Raw genomic sequence first — 18877 nt, forward strand, 5'->3', positions numbered from 1 at the left:
TGTGTTTAGCCAACTCCATGCACGCGGCGCCAGCCCAACACGGCTTGGCGCATAGCCGATAAATCATGTAGAAAACTGACGGCCTCAATACTGCGTCGTGTCGAGCGCAGTGCTGCGCCGCCGCCCCAAATATCCACTGCTAATGGCAGCTTAAAGCGTAGCTCTTCAAGGAAATTAACTGCATTACTCGCCGGATAGGATGCGCTGAAAGAGACCGCAACGATATTCATTTTGTGCCGTGTCACGGCCTGCGCGATGTCTCGCACGGGCATTTGCGCGCCATAACAAACGGCATCGACATTATCGAGGCGCAGTAGGGCTTCGACCATCAGAATGCCCAAGGTATGCGTTTCCTCTGGCGGCGTCGTCAATAAAATGCGTGGAGCCTGTGTCGGTTCACGCAGGTTACCAATAGCTTGGCGTACCAAACCCTGCACTTGCTCTGTAAATAGATGCTCCTCATGCACTTCGAGCTGGCCACGCACCCAAGCATCGCCAACGATGGTATTGGCATGCTGCAAAAAGTCGAGGATGAAGCTTTGCAGGCCCATTTTGATGAGCTGGTGCGATAAGTAGTCGCGCAACTGCTGATGGTCGCGTGAGCGTAAAGCTTGCAAAAGCTCGACCTCAAGATCTTTAGGGACTTCTTGGCCAGCCTTACTCTGGGCTCGCATTAAACGCTCAAGCTCAGGGATTTCATGCGCCATGATTTTTCCGGGACGAAAACCATTATCGATTAAACGCCGTAGCAGACGTAATTTTGTGATCTGCACCATGGGATAAATGCGGTCACCTTGGGCATCACGCTGCGGGGCAGGAAAGCCATAGCGGCGTTCCCACATCCGCAACAACTCTTTAGATACGCCAGTTTCGCGCTCGACAGCATTAATTGGTAACAGCACGGGCTCTTCTTCTGCGCCAGATTTAGCGCGAGTGGCTTCTGCGATCATGTCGAACTCCAACTAGTCAAAGGGGGCAGTTATTTAGGATTTGCTCATAACAACTTGGCAAACATCGGTGCGGCCTGAGTCGAAGCCCGCTTCGCAATAGGCATAATAAAATCGCCAAATGCGCTGAAACGCTTCATCAAAACCTTGAGCGCCGATTTCCTCGAGATTGGCTTCGAACTCAACACGCCAGCGCCGTAGTGTTTCGGCATAGTCGAGGCCAAAGAAGCGGCGCGACTCAACCAGCAATGAGGCTTTCGCCGCTTGCTCATCGATGGCTTGTGGCGACAGCAACATGCCGCCGGGGAAGATGTATTGCTGAATAAAGTCGGTACCGCTGGCGTAATCATCAAAACGTTCATTAGCAATGGTGATAGCCTGGATGCCGGCCTTGCCGCCGGGCTTCAGCAGTCGCTCAATTTGCCCGAAGTACGATGGCCAAAATGCTTGGCCAACGGCTTCAATCATTTCAACCGAAGCAATGGCGTCAAATTGACCCTTAACATCGCGATAATCTTGGAAACTAAACTCGCATAGGTCTTCAATATCAGTGCCTTTGACGCGTTCACGCGCCCATTTCAGCTGTTCTTGTGACAAAGAAATGCCGGTGACACGTGCTCCACGTGTGCGTGCGGCATGCTCAGCGAAGCCGCCCCAGCCACAGCCGATCTCCAAAATATGGTCGCCGGCTTTCACATTAAGCTGATCTAACAAATGCTCATATTTTGCGGTTTGTGCATCTTCTAGGCTGATATCGGTGCCATCAAACAAGGCCGCAGAATAAGTCATGCCACGATCTAGCCAGAGTTTGTAGAAATCATTGCCAAGGTCGTAATGCGCATGGATATTTTTCTTGCTGCCTTTACGTGTGTTGCGATTGCCTAGGAAGTGTTTGATTTTATAAAACAAAGTGCCAAAAAAGCTGCCATAAAAGGCTTGAGTCAGCGCATCTTCATTGGCCATCGCCAGTAATAGTAGGGCGGTGATGTCGGGCATCTCGATTTTTTTGTCGCGATACGCCTCTGCCAAACCAATATCGCCTGCGCGCAAAATTTGGCTGCAGGCAGTCCAGTCATTGATGATCAAGGTGGCATTGATGCCTTCGACTTTGCCGCCAAAATGGCGCTGCGAGCCATCTGGAAATTGCACCGTCATCACACCGACTTGCAGGCGCTCAAACAAAGAAATAAGTAAACGCGCCATAGCAGGGGCACGAGATAAATCTATAGAGGCTGAGACGGACATATTCATCGTGTAGTTTCCAGCGTAGGGGGATTAGGTTTGCGGTGAAAGCTCACACCTTTCAGCCATAGGCGTAGCGCTTGCCAATGAATGCGCCACACCACCATCACGGTGGTCCAGCCTAATTGCGCTAACGTAGCCATTAAGTGGCGATCATTGAGCTCACAGGCTTCACCGCTGACATAGGTTTTCAGCGCTAGCTCGCCAGATTGCCAGTAGTCAATGGCGACGCGGCGATTGCCATTGCTGCCGCTAAAACGGAAGCGATACTCGCCACTAACCGGATAAAACGGTGAAACATGAAAGACTTTCTCGCTGTGCAGAGCAGTGTCGTTCGTGATCACGGCTTGCTCTGGAGCTTGCAGTAGGTAGCGATGCTGTTCGCCAAAGGTGTTGCGTACTTCGCAGAGTACGGCGCGGAGCTGACCTTGCTTATCGTGGCCATACCAAAAGCTAATTGGATTAAAAACATAGCCGAAGATGCGCGGCATTGTTTGCAAATGTATTTCGCCATCAACAGCATTGGCGCCATGATCACTAAAGAGCTGGCGAATCCAATGCTCAGCATCAACACCATCGCCATGATCCTTCTCAAACCACGAAAATAGATTCCAGCGATTGAGGCCAAAGAAGCGCGACTTCAACTGCTCTCGTTGAGATAGAGGAAAGCAGATGAAGAAGCTGTCATAAACGAATGCGTTGCGCTTTTCACCTATTCTGGCGTGGCCGACTCGGCCTTTAAAAAGCCAATTTTTATTCATGCGGATTGCTCCTGCTTTGAATCGTCAGCTTTTTGCCAAGGTGCAAACACACCCAGCAAATTCGCTACGACTAAGCCAGACTTCAGGCCATCTTCATGAAAGCCAAAACCTGCCCATGCGCCGGCAAAATAGACACGATCTAAGCCTTGTACCGATGGCAGCGCTTGCTGTGCTTGATATGCAGCGGTGTCTAAAAGCGGATGGGCATAATTGATAACGGCAATGATTTCATTTGCACGTGGCGGCTCTGGTGGGTTCAGCGTAACCATCACGGCACGATCAAAAGGCAGTGGCTGTAAGCGATTGAGCCAGTACGTGACGGCCACTGGAAATTGGCCGTTTTGCACAGCACCGGCGTAGTAATTCCAAGCTGACCACGCATTTTTGCGCACAGGCATCAGGCTTTCATCGGTATGCAAATAAGCCGTATTAGGCTGATAGCGCACGGCGGCAAGCACGACTTGCTCTTGCGGATGGGCATCGCTCAATAAGGCTAATGATTGATCCGTGTGGCAGGCCATAATGACTTGATCGAAGACTTCAACGCCTTCGGCAGTTTCTATGTGCACACCATCGGCATGTCGCGTCACATTTAATGCCGGCGTGCTGAGTAGTACGCGGCCGCCATTCGCTTCGATGTCTTGGCATAAGCGTTGCACATAAACGCGTGAGCCACCGCGAATGCTTTTCCATTGCGGCCTATCATGAATTTGCAGCAGTCCGTGGTTTAAGCAGAACTGGATAAAGGTTTTAGCCGGAAAGTCAGCCATATCATCCATGGGGCTAGACCAAATAGCCGCGCCCATGGGCAATAAATACCATTCACGGAATTCTCGGCTATAGCCTTCACGATCGAGCAGCTGACCTAAGGTCATATTGCTGTCCTCAACACTGGCGAGCAAGTCGTGAGCGCGCTTGTTGAAATTTAGAATGTCGCGAATCATGCGCCAAAAACTGGGCCTGAATAGATTTCGCTTTTGCGCAAATAAACTGGCTGTGGTGGCTCCAGCCCATTCTAAATTGACGTGCGGTAACTTCACGCTAAACGACATTTCGCTAGCTGGAGTGTCTAGTCCAATATGCTTAAACAGGGCAATCAGGTTAGGATAGGTGCGATCGTTATGAACCAAGAATCCGGTATCTACGGGGTAGCTAATACCATTTAGCGTGACATCGATCGTGTTGCTATGACCGCCAGCGTAGTCTGCCGCTTCAAAAACGGTGACCCTGTGCTGCTTGGACAGCAGCCATGCTGAGCTTAGACCGGCAATGCCGGAGCCAATGACGGCGATTTTAGAATTAGTCATGCGGGCAATGCCCGCAAAAGTGTCGTACTGATTGTGTGAGTTTCATCATTTTTCCCGCGCTGTTTTATACAACTTGCCAATTAGACTCGCGAGCATTCGGTGCGTTACAGAAAAATATGAAGTTTTTTTATTGAATCGGAGGAGAGGGTAATATGATCGCAGCGCTGCAACTAAACTCCGTTGTAAAGACTTATAAATCAGGTGCTTGCGCACTGAAAGGAATTGACTTGAGCGTAGCTCCAGGAGACTTCTTTGCCATGCTGGGCCCCAATGGTGCCGGAAAATCGACCTGTATTGGCATTATTAGCTCTTTAGTAAAGAAAACAAGCGGTCAGGTCTCCGTGTTTGGACACAACATTGATACCGATCTAAATGCCGCCAAACGCTACCTGGGCGTGGTTCCACAGGAGTTTAACTTTGGCCAGTTCGAGCAAGTCATCGATATTTTGGCGACACAGGCAGGTTATTACGGATTGCCGCGTACAAAAGCGTATGACCAAGCCGAGAAATATCTCGAGCAGCTTGGACTTTGGGAGAAGCGAAACCAGCAAGCGCGCACATTATCGGGTGGTATGAAGCGCCGATTAATGGTTGCAAGGGCTTTAGTTCATGAGCCTAAGCTATTGATTTTAGACGAACCAACCGCTGGTGTGGATATCGAATTGCGGCGATCTATGTGGGAGTATCTCACTCGCCTAAACGAGCAAGGCACGACGATTATTTTGACCACTCACTATCTTGAAGAGGCAGAGTCGCTGTGTCGTAATATCGCGATTTTGGACAAAGGCACGGTAGTCGAAAATACCGACATGCGCTCTTTGCTAGCCAAGTTGCAGCAAGAGACATTTGTCCTAGACACAGTGGAGCCTGTATTAGCGTTGCCCACGCTCGATGACTACCAATTGAGAAAGACTTCAGAGCGGGCTATAGAGGTCGATATTCGCCGTGGCCAATCGTTAAATCAGGTCTTTGCTGCACTCAGTGCGCAAGGCTTACAGGTCAGCAGCATGCGTAATAAAAGCAATCGCTTAGAGGAACTATTTGTGCGTTTAGTCGAGAAAAACCTAGGTCCAGACCATGGGAGTGCAGCATGAGCGTTGTACTTTCACCTGAAAACTGGGTTGCGCTTCAGACCATCGTTTTAAAAGAGATACGTCGTTTTACTCGAATTTGGGTACAAACACTGCTGCCACCGGCTATTACGATGACGCTGTATTTCGTTATTTTCGGCAACTTAGTTGGCCGTAATATCAGCAGCATGCAGGGCTTTAGCTATATGCAGTTCATTGTGCCTGGGCTGATCATGATGGCGATCATCACTAACTCCTATGCCAATGTGGTGTCTAGCTTTTATGGCGCGAAATTCCAACGCAGCATTGAAGAGCTGCTGGTATCGCCAGTACCGCATGCAGTTATTTTGGTCGGTTTTGTCTTAGGCGGTGTCACCCGCGGCCTCATGGTTGGCGCCATCGTCACGCTATTATCACTATTCTTTACCGATTTAAGCCTGCATAACGGCTTTGTCATGATTTACAGCGTGTTCATCACAGCAGTGCTGTTTTCGCTCGGTGGTTTTATCAATGCGGTCTATGCCAAAAGCTTCGATGATGTCTCTATCGTACCTACTTTTGTACTGACGCCACTGACGTATTTAGGCGGGGTTTTTTACTCGATGGACTTGCTCTCGCCATTTTGGCAAAGCGTATCCATGCTTAACCCCATCGTCTATGTTGTTAATGCTTTCCGTTACGGCGTGCTTGGCCATAGTGACGTGCCGATTTTCAGCTCTTTACTGCTTATCACATTGATCACCGCTGCAATGTTTGCTTTTGCGCTGCATTTGCTCAATCGCGGCACAGGCATGCGTGATTAATTACCATGGACTTACACTTACTGACTCAGCTTGGCCAAGCCACAGATTATCCTGATATGCCTTGCGCCGAGCGCCTGCAGGCCATACCACGCCAGTTTTCACGCGATGGCCTTGGGCTAGGCGCTCACTCAGCGCTGCCTTTTCAGGGCGTGGATTTATGGACACATTACGAGTTGTCTTGGCTTGATGGCCAGGGCAAGCCACGCGTCGCCATTGGTGAAATACGCGTGCCGGCCGAATCAGCCAATATCATCGAGTCAAAATCGCTGAAGCTGTATTTCAATGGCTTGAATTTTACGCGCTTCGCAAGTCCAGAGGCATTCGTCGCACACGTTGAAGCCGACTTAAGCCCAGTTGCTGGAGCGAAAGTCACCTTAAGCTTATTAGATGTAGGCGCGGCTGCTAGCTTGGTCGCTTTACCTGGCACTTGCTTAGATGATCTGGCGCTCAGCACCGATGTCTACAGGCCAGACCCAAGCCTGATTCACGTGCGTGAAGGCGTATATGAAGACGCTATTTGGCATAGCCATTTACTGCGCAGCAATTGTCCGGTTACCGACCAGCCAGACTGGGGCAGCGTGATGATTCATGCGCGCGGGCCTGCTTTAGTGCCCGAGAGTTTACTTGCCTACTTAGTGTCCTATCGCCGTCATTCAGACTTTCATGAGCAATGCGTAGAGCGTATTTTTATGGATCTAATGAGCCATGCGAAGCTTGAGCAACTGACCGTTTATGCGCGCTACACGCGACGCGGTGGCTTGGACATCAATCCATTCCGCTCCAACTTCGAAAGCCTGACAGAATCGCTGCGCATGGCGCGCCAATAAGGTATAAATCACTTCAGGCACAAACACTGTGAATGCCACTTCTTCCTCTAAAAGCTGTTGAGAATAACCATGAGCCAGTACGTATTTGGATTTCCGCTAGACGCCTCGCTACAAAAGACGATTGATGACTTACTAACTAACCACGCCAAAGGCCAGTATGCAGAGTCAGCTACTGCTATTAAATTAGCGATTGGTACCACTGATGGTGTGGTGAAAGCATTAGCCCTAGATGTTATTGATATCTTGAAGGCCAGTGGAGAGGGCGGTGGCGTTTTAGCTGTTCTCGCCAACTTGCTTAAAAGCACCATGCACGTGCTCATTAAACAAATTATGGGCAAAGTTAGCGATGCTGAGCAAGACAAGTTAGCTGGTTATTTAAGTCGCCGCCGGCAAGTGGTCGATGGTGCATCGAAGTTTGGCTTTGTTATGCCACAGCCTTTAGGCAAGCGCTTTGAAGAGATTTTAGCGCGCATTGCTGCTGGTAATATGACCGGTGCCCGTGAAGACTTAACCGCTGCCATGAGCGATTTTGTTGATGCCGCCACAGCTGCTTTTTACGATGACTTCACCAATTCATTAGAAGTGGGCTTTGTGAAAAAGAAAATGGTCTCGATAGGCCGTTCAACAATTATTAAGGGCAGCAACTCAGCAACATCAAAGCTTTTCGTGTCGATGAATGATGCTGAGCTACAAGCAGTAGCTGCGCACTACGGCAGCATGTTCACGCAAGGTTAAATCATGACGTTTTTGTTTGCTTTTCAAGCCTCAAAAAGCCTTACCGAAGAGTTTAATGAGGTGCTAAATGCTTTTGCCAATGGCATTCCTGCGCAGCCACAAGCTGGCGCTGTAGTGTCATTGGCGCAGCGCTACGCCGATGAAATCGTCGATGCATTGGTAGTGAACCTGATGAAAGGCTCATCGCCATCAAGTAGTGCGCCGAAAGTACTCGAAACAGTCGCTAGTGTGATTAAAGGCGCCTCGCACACCTTGGTGCGCCAAGTGCTAGCTAAAATGTCTAACGCGGAGCTACAGCCTTTAACGACTTATATTGCTGCTCGCCGTACACAGCATATGGTCAAGGGCACGTTGCGCGACTTCATCAGTTTTGGTTTGGCTAAGGCAGATTATGATTTGCTGCAGCAGGCTTGGGCCGATGCCGCTGCTGAAGGCATAAACCAAGTCGCCATGACTCAGGCGATGTTGCGCTTTTCGGAGCTGGCCATTCAGGCGTTTTACCAAGAGTCTGCGCAAGCAGTAAAGCTTGGCTTTATCGCGCGCAATGTTTTTGCCGTTGGCGAAGCTGCTATTCGCAAAGGCTCTCAAGCAGCTATTCGCCGCTTAATACCTGCGTTGAAGCCTACGGAGCTAAAAGCTTTTGGTCGCTATTTTGGCGATATGCTGATGGCCGTTTAAGACGAGCAGCTGATCGATAAGCACGATGCCCACTCCGGTGCAGCGGCATCGAAGTGCTCTAGCTCAGATCGGCGAGTGAAGGGTGACTGTAAGGCCTGAGTTAGTAACTCTAGCGGTTTTGCATCACCTTGCTCGGCGGCCTCAATGACCTGCTGCGCCAAGTAATTGCGTAGCACATAGCAAGGGTTTACCGCTTGCATGGCCGCTTGCCGCTCTGGCTCGCTATAGTCTACGGCCTTTTGCTTTTCGACGCGTTGCTGATAGCGCTGAAGCCATTGCTGTACCTCGGCGGCCTGTACGCCCCAATCATCAGTGCTTAAGTCCGCTATATCATGCTCACTAAGCCAGCGAAAGCGCTGCGGATAATCCTGCTTCGCGCGCTGCAATAACGCCAACCATCCAGCAACTAAGTCACGGTCGCCATCTTGTACTGCGCCTAAGCCTAACTTGGCATTCATGCATTGATCATAATGCTTAACCAACTGCGGCTCATACTGCGCCAGCGCGAGCTCTATCTCGGGAATGCTAAGCAGTGCCGTAAAAGCTTGGGCGAGAGCGTTTAGGTTCCACAGGCCAACAGATGGCTGCAAATACCAAGCGTAGCGGCCGTTATGGTCGGAGTGATTGCAAATTAAGTAGGGGTCGTATTGCTCAAGAAAGCCATAAGGGCCGAAATCTAGTGTTTCGCCGGCAATGGAGAAGTTATCGGTGTTCATCACGCCGTGAGCAAAGCCTTGGCACTGCCAATCCGCCATCAGCTTAGCCGTGCGCTTAATGATGCCTTCCAGCAAGCCCATATAAGGCTTGGACTGAGCTTTAGCTTCTGGGTAATAGCGCTCGATGCAATAGTCGGCGAGATCGCGCAGGTCATTGTGTTGGTTGCTGTGAAACAACCATTCGAAATGGCCAAAGCGAATATGGCAGGGCGTTACGCGTAATAGCGTGGCGGCGGATTCCATGCGCTCGCGGCGCACGGGATGCGTAGAGCTTACGATGGCTAAGGCGCGCGTGGACGGCACACCAAGCGCATGCAAGGCTTCCCCAGCCAAGTATTCGCGAATGCTCGAGCGCAGCACGGCTCGGCCGTCGCCTTGGCGAGAGAATGGCGTTGGGCCGCTACCCTTTAAGTGCAAATCTAAGCGCTGCCCCTGCGGCGAGATGATTTCGCCAAGCAACACACCGCGGCCATCGCCCAAGTCAGGATTCCAGCCACCGAATTGATGGCCAGCGTATTTCATCGCAACCGGATCTGCGCCAGACCATACACCGTCGCCGGCGAGGCCAGCTAGCGCCTCAGGCGAATGCCACCACGCAATATCCAGCTCAAGCTCAGTGGCTAGCGCTGTATTTAGCGTCAGTAGTTTAGCGTTTTGGATGGGGGTGGGGCGTTGCCGACGCCAGAGCGACGTCGGCAAGGTGACGTAGGAGTTGTCGAAAGCCAACATGCTTTAGGCAGTAACCTGCGCGGTGAGCATGCGTAAGCGTTTGCGTTGCATTTTCAGGCGATATTCAATTTCTTGAAAGCGATTGTGGAAATTAGCCTCTTCCCATTTCTGCAATAACTGACGTTTTTTCTCGCCATACCAAGCTTCTTTCAGCTGGCTCCAATCGGCCATAACTTGGCTGAAGTGCTCGGATTCTTGTGCCAATTTGGCACGCCAAGCTTCTAGCTGGGCATGACCAGCAGCAATCAAAGACAGCTTAGTTTCAGCACGTTTGAACTGCATGGTGAGCTTAGCTTTCTCGATGGCAAACTCAGGGCAACGTTTGAGATTACGCGTAATACCAACCCACGATAGCGCCAAAATCATCCATTTGGTTGGATCAAACTGATACCAACGAATGCCGTTACGGTAGTCGTATTGGAAGATATGGTGATAGTTGTGATAGCCCTCACCGTAGGTGAATAGCGCTAAAAAGCCATTATCGCGCGCGGTGTTTTCATCAGTGTATGGCCGGCTGCCCCACATATGAGCGAGCGAGTTGATAAAGAAAGTGGTGTGGTGACTCCAAACTAAGCGGAAAAGACCACCAAGCAGCAATACGCCCCAGACATCGCCGACTATTAGGCCGATAGCTAGAGGTAAGCCAAAGTTCATCGCGAGCACAACACCCAAGTAGTGTTTGTGCTGAAACATGACGATTGGATCGTTGAGTAAATCCGGTGCGTTGCGGAAGTCTTCTTTGCCCGACTCGTATTTACGCAACATCCAGCCGATATGCGAGAACCAAAATCCACGTTTTGAGGAGTAGGGATCATGATCAACATGGTCAACGTGGCGGTGATGCGTGCGGTGGCCTGAGGCCCATACTAAAATGCTATTTTGGGTCGCCATGGCGCCAAAGAGCATATAGAAAATGCGTAATGACCAATGCGCTTCATAGGCACGGTGAGCCCACAGACGGTGATAGCCGCCAGTGATCGACATGCCGTTTAAGGCACTGAGCACGACAAAACTCACCCAGGCAGCAGTTGAGTAGTCATTAAACCATGCATAAGTTGGAATCAACAACAGCGCTAAAATAGGCGTAGAAAGTAATACGCTTGCACCTAGCCAGTTAATCGGCGGTTTCTCTGCCGGGGCTTGTTGTGTTGACGCGATGTCATCGGACATAGGGTCTTGCCTCAATAGTTTCAGTGTATGAGTGTTCACAGAGATTGTATTATAGTCAGATATTGCACTGCTAACAATTCAAAATTATGACAGGGTATTTCGGGCTCAAACTCATAGTTTAGGCACATTAAACGAAATACTCGCGAGCAGCTTTGCTAGAGCAGGTAAGTGTGGGCCAACAATCGGCTTGCCTGAGGTTAACAGAGATACGGAGATGTCGCGCTCGGGGTCGGCCCAACAGAAAATATTGGAAAAACCAAGATGGCCAAAGGCATGGCCAGTCATTGGCCCATAAAGCCCGACTGGGTTGCCGCCGAGCATCATGCCGTGGCTGTAGCGTAACGGCGCTAACAAGGTGCCATCGAACTGTGGCTTGCCGGCTTCTAGGGTAGCGCGACGAATAGTTAGTGGATCAAATATGCGTTTGCCATCGAGCGTGCCGCCGCGAAGCATGAGCTCAAAGAAGCGACAGGCCTCATCGGCGTTAGCAAAAATATTACCGGCCGGGCAGATGATGTCCATAAAGCGTGGGTCATTAGTGACATTAACCACGGTGTCGAGATTGCCGCCTAGTGCGTGCTGCAAAAACCAATCGATGGCTAATACGGGCTTAAAGCCAGTAGCGTAGCCAATTGCCTCGGTTCCACGATGCTCAGGCGCTAGACCATAATTTAAGTGACGCATGCCCAGTGGCTCTTGGATTGTTTCGCGTAAATATTCTCGGGCGTCTTTGCCAGTAACAGCTCGAATCAACTCACCCAAAATATAGCCACCAGTGACGGCGTGATAGGCGGCGCGATGACCGCTACGAGCATTGAGTTTGGAGTTAAATAAAATATCGACAACTTGCGGTGTGTCGAACAGGATTTCGGTGTCGAAATCGCCTTGTATGGTTGGAATGCCTGCTCGGTGCGCCAAAATATGAGCGACTGTTACGTATTGCTTACCATTGACACCGAAAGCAGGCAGGTAATGCGCCACCGGTGCTAGCAAGTCGATCAGATGATCCTCGGCGAGCTTATGAATAAGCATGGCGGTAACCACTTTCGAGGCCGAAAACAAGCACATGGGCGTGTCCGGCTGCGCCAATACTTTTGGTGTATCACGGCTATCGTCTGGGCCATTACCCCGTGCGTGGCCTAAGGCGCGGTTAAACACGATCTGGCCCTGGCGCCGCATGCAAATGGTCACGGCAGGCGAGATGCCGGTGCGATAAAAACCTTCGACCGCGCGCCAAATCGTGTCTTTTTGCTTAGCGCTCATGCCTATGGCAGCAAGGTCAGCCTCGCTGCTAGGGTCGTACTGAGTGACTGAACTTAAATCTTTCGGAATAAAGCAGGTGTTAGTCGATAGTAATTTCACTGGGGTTTCTCTGGATGAATAGCGGGCGTAGCACGCGGAGATTTTTGTTGTTGTGATGCAGCCTGGACTGAGCCCATGATTCGGCTCATCCAGCTTGGGCCACTAATGAATTGGTCAAGCTTATCGACCGTTGGGCGAATGCCCGCTAGCTTATTTACATCTTCAGACATGCGAAAAACAGCGAGTAAAAACTCAGTAATAGCTCGGCAAGCAGATGCCCAAATCAAAACAGCGACAGGAGCCGCAACAAGAAAAGTTATGCCACGCAAAAGGCTTTGCGCAAAGGCGTCCCACACAAACTGGCCAATGACGCCAGCACCACCTATGACGAGTAGGACGTATAAAATTGGTAGCATTTGCACCGTTAAATAGCGCGAAAACCGCAGGTCACAAAGCAGTACCAAGTAATCGCGAAATAGTGCGCGCTTACTTGGTTTTTCGACAGTATGCGCATGTTTTTTATGATGTTTTGACATTGAGTTTGTGCTCAGTAGGTGGGCGCGATTTACCAGCGCACAAATTGATCTTCAACAAATCCACTTAAACGCTTAATTAAGTAGCGCTGACCTTGGTGGATAAGATAGCCATCAAAGTGGCCAAAGACTTGGCGAAAGCGTGCCGCCAAAGGGCCAAGTCGCGTATTGTCCTCGTAGATGCCAAGTGGTGTGAAACGCAAGCTTACGCTGTCATCGTGAGTGTGAATTTTCCATTCAGATAATGGCACTTGGCGGTCAAAATCAAACACTGCAGCAGCAGTATTAATGCATTCGCCATTAAGCCAAAAGCAGTTTTCGCTATAGCTAGTTTCATTGACACCACAGGAGATATTCAAGCCTATCGCCGCTGATTCAGCGCCACCTTCAAGCTCAGCATGGCCTGAAAAGCAAGCCCAGTTCCACCACGTTTCAGGTCGCATAAAGCCACAGGAAAAGTCGTGATGGCCCATGCACTTAATGGTTTCTAAGTCGATTTTTTTGCCGCGCCAGAGCAAGCTGCCAGTCAACGCTACGCCAGCGGTTTTATTGGCGTATGTCCAGCCGTTATAACCACTGCGCGTGCACAGCGACATGGGCTCGAAGTCTGTCTCATGGCTTAATGCCTCAAGTACAAACTCTTCACCAATGCTTACTTTTAGCTGCTTTTGTCGGGGTTGATCGAAATAGCGCTGCTCGACCTGTAAGCGACCCATTTGGCAATGGCTACTACCTTCGCGGGGGTTATCACTGAGGCTCATACCCATGCTGCCGGGCCGCATACTGCTATGCTCAAAGCGTTCGCCCGTGCGCATATCAACGGCATAAATAAAGGCGCTGCAGGAATGGCCTAAGCTGACCAAGGCACAACCGAATACCAGCTCTTCGCTCATACCGCCAAAAAACTGAAATTGCTTATAGCCTAAGCGGCGTGCAAAGGCGCTTCGACTGTGCCCAAAAGCATCTAAGCTTGTGTCTAACTGGCCCTGCACATGACGAAGGCTGTCTTTGAACTGGCCAAATAGCGGCGAGCCTGCGTGAAGCAGGGCAGATTCGCTACGTTTTATACCATTGATCATCGTCACGTTTAAGCGCTGAGCAGGTCGGCAAAAGCCTGTGATTGTGCATGCGTTTTAACGATGTCGAGCAATGATAAACCCAAACCATTAAGCGCATGAATATCGCGGCCTGCCGCTTTAAAGTGCTCTAGAAAAATACTGAAGTCAGAATCACGCATATGCTTATAGGCGTTGTAGAGCGTGTGAAAGTCAGCGCTTTCACCAGCGGGCGGCTGAAAAGCGAGAAAACTTTCAATGCGCTTGTCCGACCAGGTTTCGTTGAAGTTAGCGGGTTGTGAAACGGCCATATACGGCTCCGATATAAGTCTTTATTTGCACTAGTCTAATCGTTGACACGCTGTAATGTCAGAAGTAAGTCATCTTTTTCTACCCACATCTGCTGAGTCCACTGCGCAAACTCTTCGCGGAAGGAGGGGTCGCTTTCAAAACTACCCTGGCAAAAGTGCGCTGGAATCTCACGTAAAGCGACATCGACCACGATGCGACGCACTCGGCCACAGCAGAAGTCCCAGAAGCTAGGCACTGCATTTGGATAGGCAATGGTTAAGTCCAACACGGTATCCATTTTTTCGCCTAAGGCATTGAGCACGAAGGCCGCGCCTGCACTTTTTGGCGGTAATAAATGCCGGAAAGGCGTTTGGCTTGCGGCCATTTTCTCAGGCGTTGCCCGTGTGCCCTCAAGATAGCTCATAACACTGACCGGATAGTCTTTGTATTTCTCGCAAGCTCGGCGCGTGGTGTCTAAATCTTTGCCACGCAAATGCGGCTTTTTCGCAATCAATTCACGGCTATAGCGCTTCATAAATGGGTAATCGAGCGTATATACCGCCAGACCAATCACCGGCACATACAGCAAGTCTTGTTTGATGAAAATCTTCAGCGGCGGAATACGGCGATTCAAGACATGGAAGGCCGTCAAAATATCCATCCAGCATTGATGGTTAGAGACGACAAAATACCAACGGTCACGGCGAAGCTCGGACAGGCCACGAATATCCCATGTTAAGTCGGGCAGAAGCTTGAAAATAGTCGAGTTAGTGCCAGTCCATGTCTCTTGAATGGCGGCAATAGCACGGCGCACACGCGGGCTTAGGGCCGGAAAGACAAGTGACAATAGTTTTAGCGGGCTCATCAGCAAAATAATAGTAGAAGCAAGGAGTGTTGAGACCACCAGTAAAAACGCAACGATAAAGCCCAGCAGCGGGGCGGGTAAAAAAGACAGCATAGGTTCTTGCTCGAAAAGTTATAGCCAAAGTATGTCGCCCACACAGACCAAGGCGCAATGACTTCAACTAGCTGAATTCGTCAGCAGATGAGCGTTCTGGTCATTGGCAGCTGCTGTTTGTCGTAATAGCATGCTGACCGCTTAGTCATTTTCGTCGTTACTCACAGAGGTATAGTTATGTCCGGTCCACTTACTGGCCTGAAAGTGCTTGATTTCTCAGCGCTGCTGCCAGGCCCATTCGCCACCTTAATGCTCGCCGACATGGGCGCAGATGTGCTGCGCGTTGAGTCGCCATCACGCCCAGACATGGTGCGCATGCTGCCCCCCATGGCCAGCGATGGTAATTCCGCCGCTCATGGTTATTTGAACCGTTCGAAGCGCTCGATTGGCATCGATATGAAGTCGCCTGCAGGCCTTGAGGTCGTTAAGCGTTTGGTCGCCGAGTACGACATCGTGGTTGAGCAATTCCGCCCTGGCGTTATGGATAGATTAGGCGTTGGCTACGAAGCACTTAAAGCCATTAATCCAAAAATTATTTATGTCTCGATCACCGGCTATGGCCAAACTGGCCCGTACAAAAATCGTGCCGGCCATGACATGAACTATTTAGCCATTGCTGGTGTGCTTGGTTATAACGGCCGCAAAGCCTCAGGCCCTGCACCAATGGCTGTGCAAGTAGCAGATATTGCTGGTGGCTCATGCCATGCAGTTATTGGCTTATTGGCCGCAGTAATTCATCGTCAAGCCACCGGTATTGGCCAACACGTCGATATTTCCATGACCGATGCCGCTTTCAGCTTGCACGCGCTCACCGCTCCAGGCGCGCTCAACGGTGGCGATCAGCCCGGCTTGGAGAATACTCAGCTCAACGGCGGTAGCTTTTATGACTGCTATGAAACCGCAGATGGCCGTTACTTCTCTGTCGGTGGTTTAGAGCCACAATTCTTCATGCAATTTTGCGCAGCGCTCGGTCGCCCAGAGTTGGCACCATTGGGCTTAAATATGTTGCAACCAGAAGTGGTCAAGCAGCTAAAAATCGATATTCAGATCGAAATGAAGAAGAAGACTTACGACGAATGGTCGACGATTTTTGCCGCACTAGATTCGTGCACAGAGCCAGTATTGAGCTTTGCTGAGTCTACTGAGCATCCGCACATTCAAGCTCGTGAGCTTTTAGTTGATGTACCAATGAGCAATGGCCAGACCCAGCGTCAGCTAGCATCGCCAATTAAGTTCTCGGAAACCAAGGCGCATTACGCCTATACCGGCACCGCATTAGGCGAGCACACAGATGCTGTAATGAAAACAGCTGGTTTTAGTGCAGATGAGATCGCGCAAGCCAAACGTTCAGGCGCAATCGCTTAAGACGAATAAGTTGATGCCAAGGATGGCGTCGGCTGATTTCAACGAGTTGTAATAGAGAGCAGGGATGCTTGCTGGAAGCGGGTGTTACGATACAAAGATGGTGCCCCGAGCCGGAATCGAACCGGCACGACCTTGCGGTCGAGAGATTTTAAGTCTCTTGTGTCTACCGATTTCACCATCGGGGCGGTCGAGAATAGCGAGGATATTGGAGGCTGAGGTCGGAATCGAACCGGCGTACACGGAGTTGCAGTCCGCTGCATGACCACTCTGCCACCCAGCCTAATACCAAGCGCCCTCTCGGGAGGCGGCATAATAGCGATGGCTCTTAGGAGCGTCAACTACAACGCACTCTATCTTGCGCCGTTCGTGCGATTTACGAGCAAAAGCACGCAGCAACCACGATTTTAATAAAACACCAACACAGTCTGACTGTTGAGCAACGTTTCCTTGCAGTAGACTGCAGTCCAATGTTCCAACAGGTGTTCATCGCATGATGACTGCTTTAGCTCAACCAGAAACATCCACTGCCTGGCCCCAAGCAGCTGCCATGACGCGCCTACCGTATAGCTTTGCTAAACGTAATGGCCTCGTGCTGCATATTGAGTCGGAGGAAAGCTGGTGCTTACTGGCTCGCCCAGACTGGAAGTTAAGTTCTCTGGCAGAAGCACGACGCCTATTGGGCCGGCCTGTGTATTGCCGCCCGGTCTCAGAAAATCAATTCAATGAGGCCTTATCGCGCAGCTATCAAGGCGATGCCGGCGACTCAATGCAAGCCGCCGAGGGCATCAGCGACCACATCGACCTAGAAAGCTTGGCCGACTTAGTGCCAGAGACTGAAGATTTGATGGAACAGGAGGATGACGCGCCGATCATCCGCCTGATTAACGCAATTTTGCAGGAAGCCGTGCGCGAAAACGCCTCGGATATTCACATTGAAACCTTTGAACGCCGCCTGACTGTGCGTTTGCGCATCGATGGCGTGCTACGTGAAGTCTTGCAGCCACGCCGCGAGCTAGCACCGCTATTGGTTTCGCGTATTAAAGTTATGGCTCGTTTAGACATCGCTGAAAAGCGCGTGCCTCAAGATGGCCGCATTTCTGTGCGCTTAGCTGGCCGTGAAGTCGATGTTCGTGTCTCGACTATGCCTTCAAGCGCCGGCGAGCGCGTTGTGCTGCGTTTGCTCGACAAACAGGCAGGGCGCTTAAATCTATCCAGTCTGGGCTTAGCTGATAAAGATCATATTGCTCTACAAGCATTGATCGCAAAGCCACACGGCATTTTGCTAGTTACCGGCCCAACCGGCTCCGGTAAAACCACCTCGCTATACGCCTCGCTGACTGAGCTTAACGATCACAGCCGCAATATTCTCACGGTCGAAGACCCCATCGAATATCAGCTCGATGGCATTGGCCAAACTCAGGTCAACACTAAGGTTGAAATGACCTTCGCTCGCGGTCTACGTGCGATTTTGCGCCAAGACCCCGATGTCGTCATGGTTGGTGAGATTCGTGACCGTGAAACTGCTGAGATTGCTGTGCAAGCCTCGCTGACAGGTCACTTGGTGTTATCGACGCTCCACACCAACTCAGCTGTCGGCGCTGTCACGCGCTTGGTCGACATGGGTGTTGAGCCATTTCTGCTGTCGTCATCATTGATTGGTGTTGTAGCCCAGCGTTTGGTTCGTGTCCTATGCCTAGCTTGCCGCGAAGAGCATATTGCCGATAAAGCTGAGTGCGCATTGCTGGGCGTTAAAGTAGCGAACCCACCAACAATTTATCGCTCAGCTGGTTGCGCACAATGTAACCAACGCGGCTATAAAGGTCGTACTGGGATATACGAAGTTGTGTCCATCAATGATACGCTTCGCCGGTTGATTCACGAGCGCGGCCTCGAGCAAGAACTAGAAACAGAGGCTCGCGTTCACGGCCCGAGCATTCGCCAAGATGGCATGGTAAAAGTGCTAGCTGGCATCACATCATTGGATGAGGTGCTGCGCGTAACTAGAGAAGATTAATCTATGGCGGCATTTGATTACGTTGGTGTTGATCCTCAGGGAAAGCGCCGTAAAGGGGTAATCGATGCCGACAATTTGCGTCATGCACGCTCGCTTTTACGTGAGCGCCAATTGGTGCCAATCTCAGTTAATAACGCCAGTGAAAAGCCCGCAGCTCAACAAGCGGGCATGTCGTTCTCATTCTTCAAGCCCAAACTCAGCGCCCAAGACCTAGCCTTAATCACCCGGCAAATTGCCACGCTCGTGCAGGCAGGCTTAACGCTCGATGATTCTTTGCGCTCAGTTGCTCAGCAATCAGAAAAAGCCACCGTTAAACGCCTACTCACCGCCGTGCGCTCGAAAGTCGTTGAGGGCTATACCTTGGCGCAAAGCCT

The 18877-nt window shown here is 50.7% G+C and carries 19 protein-coding genes and 2 tRNA genes; 8 read left to right on the forward strand and 13 right to left on the reverse strand.

What is annotated here, in order from left to right:
• Positions 1-5 precede the first annotated feature (5 nt).
• The 4 genes from AC3DKE_RS01865 to AC3DKE_RS01880 are packed head-to-tail and all read right to left on the reverse strand — an operon-like array spanning position 6 to position 4257.
• Positions 6-950: a MerR family transcriptional regulator gene (locus AC3DKE_RS01865; protein WP_487989896.1), complete on the reverse strand. Its 945-nt coding sequence runs from the start codon at positions 948-950 to the stop codon at positions 6-8.
• 33 nt (positions 951-983) lie between these two features.
• Positions 984-2198 carry a class I SAM-dependent methyltransferase gene (locus tag AC3DKE_RS01870; RefSeq protein WP_487989898.1) on the reverse strand — a complete coding sequence of 405 codons (1215 nt, stop codon included), beginning with the start codon at positions 2196-2198 and terminating at the stop codon, positions 984-986.
• The gene (locus tag AC3DKE_RS01875; RefSeq protein WP_487989900.1) at positions 2195-2950 is read right to left on the reverse strand and encodes a DUF1365 domain-containing protein; all 756 of its coding nucleotides are present in this window, start codon (positions 2948-2950) and stop codon (positions 2195-2197) included. The genes AC3DKE_RS01870 and AC3DKE_RS01875 overlap by 4 nt, the downstream gene beginning before the upstream one ends.
• Positions 2947-4257: an NAD(P)/FAD-dependent oxidoreductase gene (locus tag AC3DKE_RS01880; protein ID WP_487989902.1), complete on the reverse strand. Its 1311-nt coding sequence runs from the start codon at positions 4255-4257 to the stop codon at positions 2947-2949. The genes AC3DKE_RS01875 and AC3DKE_RS01880 overlap by 4 nt, the downstream gene beginning before the upstream one ends.
• A 152-nt stretch (positions 4258-4409) precedes the next feature.
• On the opposite strand from AC3DKE_RS01880, the gene AC3DKE_RS01885 reads away from it, so the two are divergent.
• From AC3DKE_RS01885 to AC3DKE_RS01905, 5 genes are all read left to right on the forward strand, one after another.
• On the forward strand, positions 4410-5351 hold the full coding sequence (locus AC3DKE_RS01885; RefSeq protein WP_487989903.1) for an ABC transporter ATP-binding protein: 942 nt from the start codon (positions 4410-4412) through the stop codon (positions 5349-5351).
• On the forward strand, positions 5348-6130 hold the full coding sequence (locus tag AC3DKE_RS01890; RefSeq protein WP_340674659.1) for an ABC transporter permease: 783 nt from the start codon (positions 5348-5350) through the stop codon (positions 6128-6130). The genes AC3DKE_RS01885 and AC3DKE_RS01890 overlap by 4 nt, the downstream gene beginning before the upstream one ends.
• Positions 6131-6135: 5 nt before the next feature.
• Positions 6136-6957, forward strand: a complete 822-nt coding sequence (queF, locus tag AC3DKE_RS01895) for an NADPH-dependent 7-cyano-7-deazaguanine reductase QueF (protein ID WP_340674660.1) — start codon at positions 6136-6138, stop codon at positions 6955-6957.
• Positions 6958-7026: 69 nt separating this feature from the next.
• Positions 7027-7692, forward strand: coding sequence for a hypothetical protein (locus AC3DKE_RS01900; protein WP_340674661.1), 666 nt, complete (start codon positions 7027-7029; stop codon positions 7690-7692).
• Positions 7693-7695: 3 nt separating this feature from the next.
• Positions 7696-8370, forward strand: a complete 675-nt coding sequence (locus AC3DKE_RS01905) for a hypothetical protein (RefSeq protein ID WP_487989906.1) — start codon at positions 7696-7698, stop codon at positions 8368-8370.
• Here AC3DKE_RS01905 and AC3DKE_RS01910 read toward each other — a convergent pair.
• The 7 genes from AC3DKE_RS01910 to yihG form a co-directional block, all read right to left on the reverse strand.
• Positions 8367-9815, reverse strand: coding sequence for a protein adenylyltransferase SelO (locus AC3DKE_RS01910; protein ID WP_379069348.1), 1449 nt, complete (start codon positions 9813-9815; stop codon positions 8367-8369). The genes AC3DKE_RS01905 and AC3DKE_RS01910 overlap by 4 nt on opposite strands.
• Positions 9816-9818: 3 nt before the next feature.
• Positions 9819-10985, reverse strand: a complete 1167-nt coding sequence (locus tag AC3DKE_RS01915; protein ID WP_340674664.1) for an acyl-CoA desaturase — start codon at positions 10983-10985, stop codon at positions 9819-9821.
• Between the two features lie 111 nt (positions 10986-11096).
• Entirely contained in the window at positions 11097-12347 is a 1251-nt protein-coding gene (locus AC3DKE_RS01920) for a serine hydrolase domain-containing protein (RefSeq protein ID WP_487989909.1), read from the reverse strand.
• Positions 12344-12823 carry a DUF4282 domain-containing protein gene (locus tag AC3DKE_RS01925; protein ID WP_487989911.1) on the reverse strand — a complete coding sequence of 160 codons (480 nt, stop codon included), beginning with the start codon at positions 12821-12823 and terminating at the stop codon, positions 12344-12346. Before AC3DKE_RS01925 ends, AC3DKE_RS01920 begins: the two co-directional genes overlap by 4 nt.
• Before the next feature lie 29 nt (positions 12824-12852).
• A complete protein-coding gene (locus AC3DKE_RS01930; protein WP_487989932.1) occupies positions 12853-13899 on the reverse strand; it encodes a DUF2804 domain-containing protein in 1047 nt (348 codons plus the stop codon).
• Positions 13900-13907: 8 nt separating this feature from the next.
• Positions 13908-14186, reverse strand: a complete 279-nt coding sequence (locus tag AC3DKE_RS01935; protein WP_340674667.1) for a PA4642 family protein — start codon at positions 14184-14186, stop codon at positions 13908-13910.
• Positions 14187-14221: 35 nt separating this feature from the next.
• Positions 14222-15124, reverse strand: a complete 903-nt coding sequence (gene yihG, locus AC3DKE_RS01940) for a 1-acylglycerol-3-phosphate O-acyltransferase, YihG family (protein ID WP_379069354.1) — start codon at positions 15122-15124, stop codon at positions 14222-14224.
• Between the two features lie 177 nt (positions 15125-15301).
• On the opposite strand from yihG, the gene AC3DKE_RS01945 reads away from it, so the two are divergent.
• Positions 15302-16489: a CaiB/BaiF CoA transferase family protein gene (locus AC3DKE_RS01945; RefSeq protein WP_487989913.1), complete on the forward strand. Its 1188-nt coding sequence runs from the start codon at positions 15302-15304 to the stop codon at positions 16487-16489.
• A 98-nt stretch (positions 16490-16587) separates the two neighbouring features.
• Here AC3DKE_RS01945 and AC3DKE_RS01950 read toward each other — a convergent pair.
• A tRNA-Leu gene (locus AC3DKE_RS01950) sits at positions 16588-16674 on the reverse strand.
• A gap of 21 nt (positions 16675-16695) precedes the next feature.
• A tRNA-Cys gene (locus tag AC3DKE_RS01955) sits at positions 16696-16769 on the reverse strand.
• Between the two features lie 267 nt (positions 16770-17036).
• On the opposite strand from AC3DKE_RS01955, the gene gspE reads away from it, so the two are divergent.
• Both gspE and AC3DKE_RS01965 read left to right on the forward strand, forming a co-directional pair.
• Complete coding sequence (gspE, locus tag AC3DKE_RS01960) at positions 17037-18503, forward strand: type II secretion system ATPase GspE (protein ID WP_484216764.1); 1467 nt, start codon at positions 17037-17039, stop codon at positions 18501-18503.
• A 3-nt stretch (positions 18504-18506) separates the two neighbouring features.
• Positions 18507-18877, forward strand: a 371-nt coding sequence (locus tag AC3DKE_RS01965) for a type II secretion system F family protein (protein WP_487989915.1), incomplete at its 3' end; no start/stop codon positions are given.

It is taken from the genome of Paraperlucidibaca sp., from assembly GCF_982810325.1.

Excerpts from the sequence above, each read along its gene's own strand:
- AC3DKE_RS01935 (WP_340674667.1), bottom strand. The coding sequence starts at position 14,186 with ATGGCCGTTTCACAACCCGCTAACTTCAACGAAACCTGGTCGGACAAG.
- AC3DKE_RS01865 (WP_487989896.1), bottom strand. The coding sequence starts at position 950 with ATGATCGCAGAAGCCACTCGCGCTAAATCTGGCGCAGAAGAAGAGCCC.
- queF (WP_340674660.1), top strand. The coding sequence starts at position 6,136 with ATGGACTTACACTTACTGACTCAGCTTGGCCAAGCCACAGATTATCCT.
- AC3DKE_RS01885 (WP_487989903.1), top strand. The coding sequence starts at position 4,410 with ATGATCGCAGCGCTGCAACTAAACTCCGTTGTAAAGACTTATAAATCA.
- AC3DKE_RS01905 (WP_487989906.1), top strand. The coding sequence starts at position 7,696 with ATGACGTTTTTGTTTGCTTTTCAAGCCTCAAAAAGCCTTACCGAAGAG.
- AC3DKE_RS01880 (WP_487989902.1), bottom strand. The coding sequence starts at position 4,257 with ATGACTAATTCTAAAATCGCCGTCATTGGCTCCGGCATTGCCGGTCTA.
- AC3DKE_RS01900 (WP_340674661.1), top strand. The coding sequence starts at position 7,027 with ATGAGCCAGTACGTATTTGGATTTCCGCTAGACGCCTCGCTACAAAAG.
- AC3DKE_RS01890 (WP_340674659.1), top strand. The coding sequence starts at position 5,348 with ATGAGCGTTGTACTTTCACCTGAAAACTGGGTTGCGCTTCAGACCATC.
- AC3DKE_RS01930 (WP_487989932.1), bottom strand. The coding sequence starts at position 13,899 with ATGATCAATGGTATAAAACGTAGCGAATCTGCCCTGCTTCACGCAGGC.
- gspE (WP_484216764.1), top strand. The coding sequence starts at position 17,037 with ATGACGCGCCTACCGTATAGCTTTGCTAAACGTAATGGCCTCGTGCTG.
- AC3DKE_RS01875 (WP_487989900.1), bottom strand. The coding sequence starts at position 2,950 with ATGAATAAAAATTGGCTTTTTAAAGGCCGAGTCGGCCACGCCAGAATA.
- AC3DKE_RS01870 (WP_487989898.1), bottom strand. The coding sequence starts at position 2,198 with ATGAATATGTCCGTCTCAGCCTCTATAGATTTATCTCGTGCCCCTGCT.
- AC3DKE_RS01910 (WP_379069348.1), bottom strand. The coding sequence starts at position 9,815 with ATGTTGGCTTTCGACAACTCCTACGTCACCTTGCCGACGTCGCTCTGG.
- AC3DKE_RS01925 (WP_487989911.1), bottom strand. The coding sequence starts at position 12,823 with ATGTCAAAACATCATAAAAAACATGCGCATACTGTCGAAAAACCAAGT.
- AC3DKE_RS01945 (WP_487989913.1), top strand. The coding sequence starts at position 15,302 with ATGTCCGGTCCACTTACTGGCCTGAAAGTGCTTGATTTCTCAGCGCTG.
- yihG (WP_379069354.1), bottom strand. The coding sequence starts at position 15,124 with ATGCTGTCTTTTTTACCCGCCCCGCTGCTGGGCTTTATCGTTGCGTTT.
- AC3DKE_RS01915 (WP_340674664.1), bottom strand. The coding sequence starts at position 10,985 with ATGTCCGATGACATCGCGTCAACACAACAAGCCCCGGCAGAGAAACCG.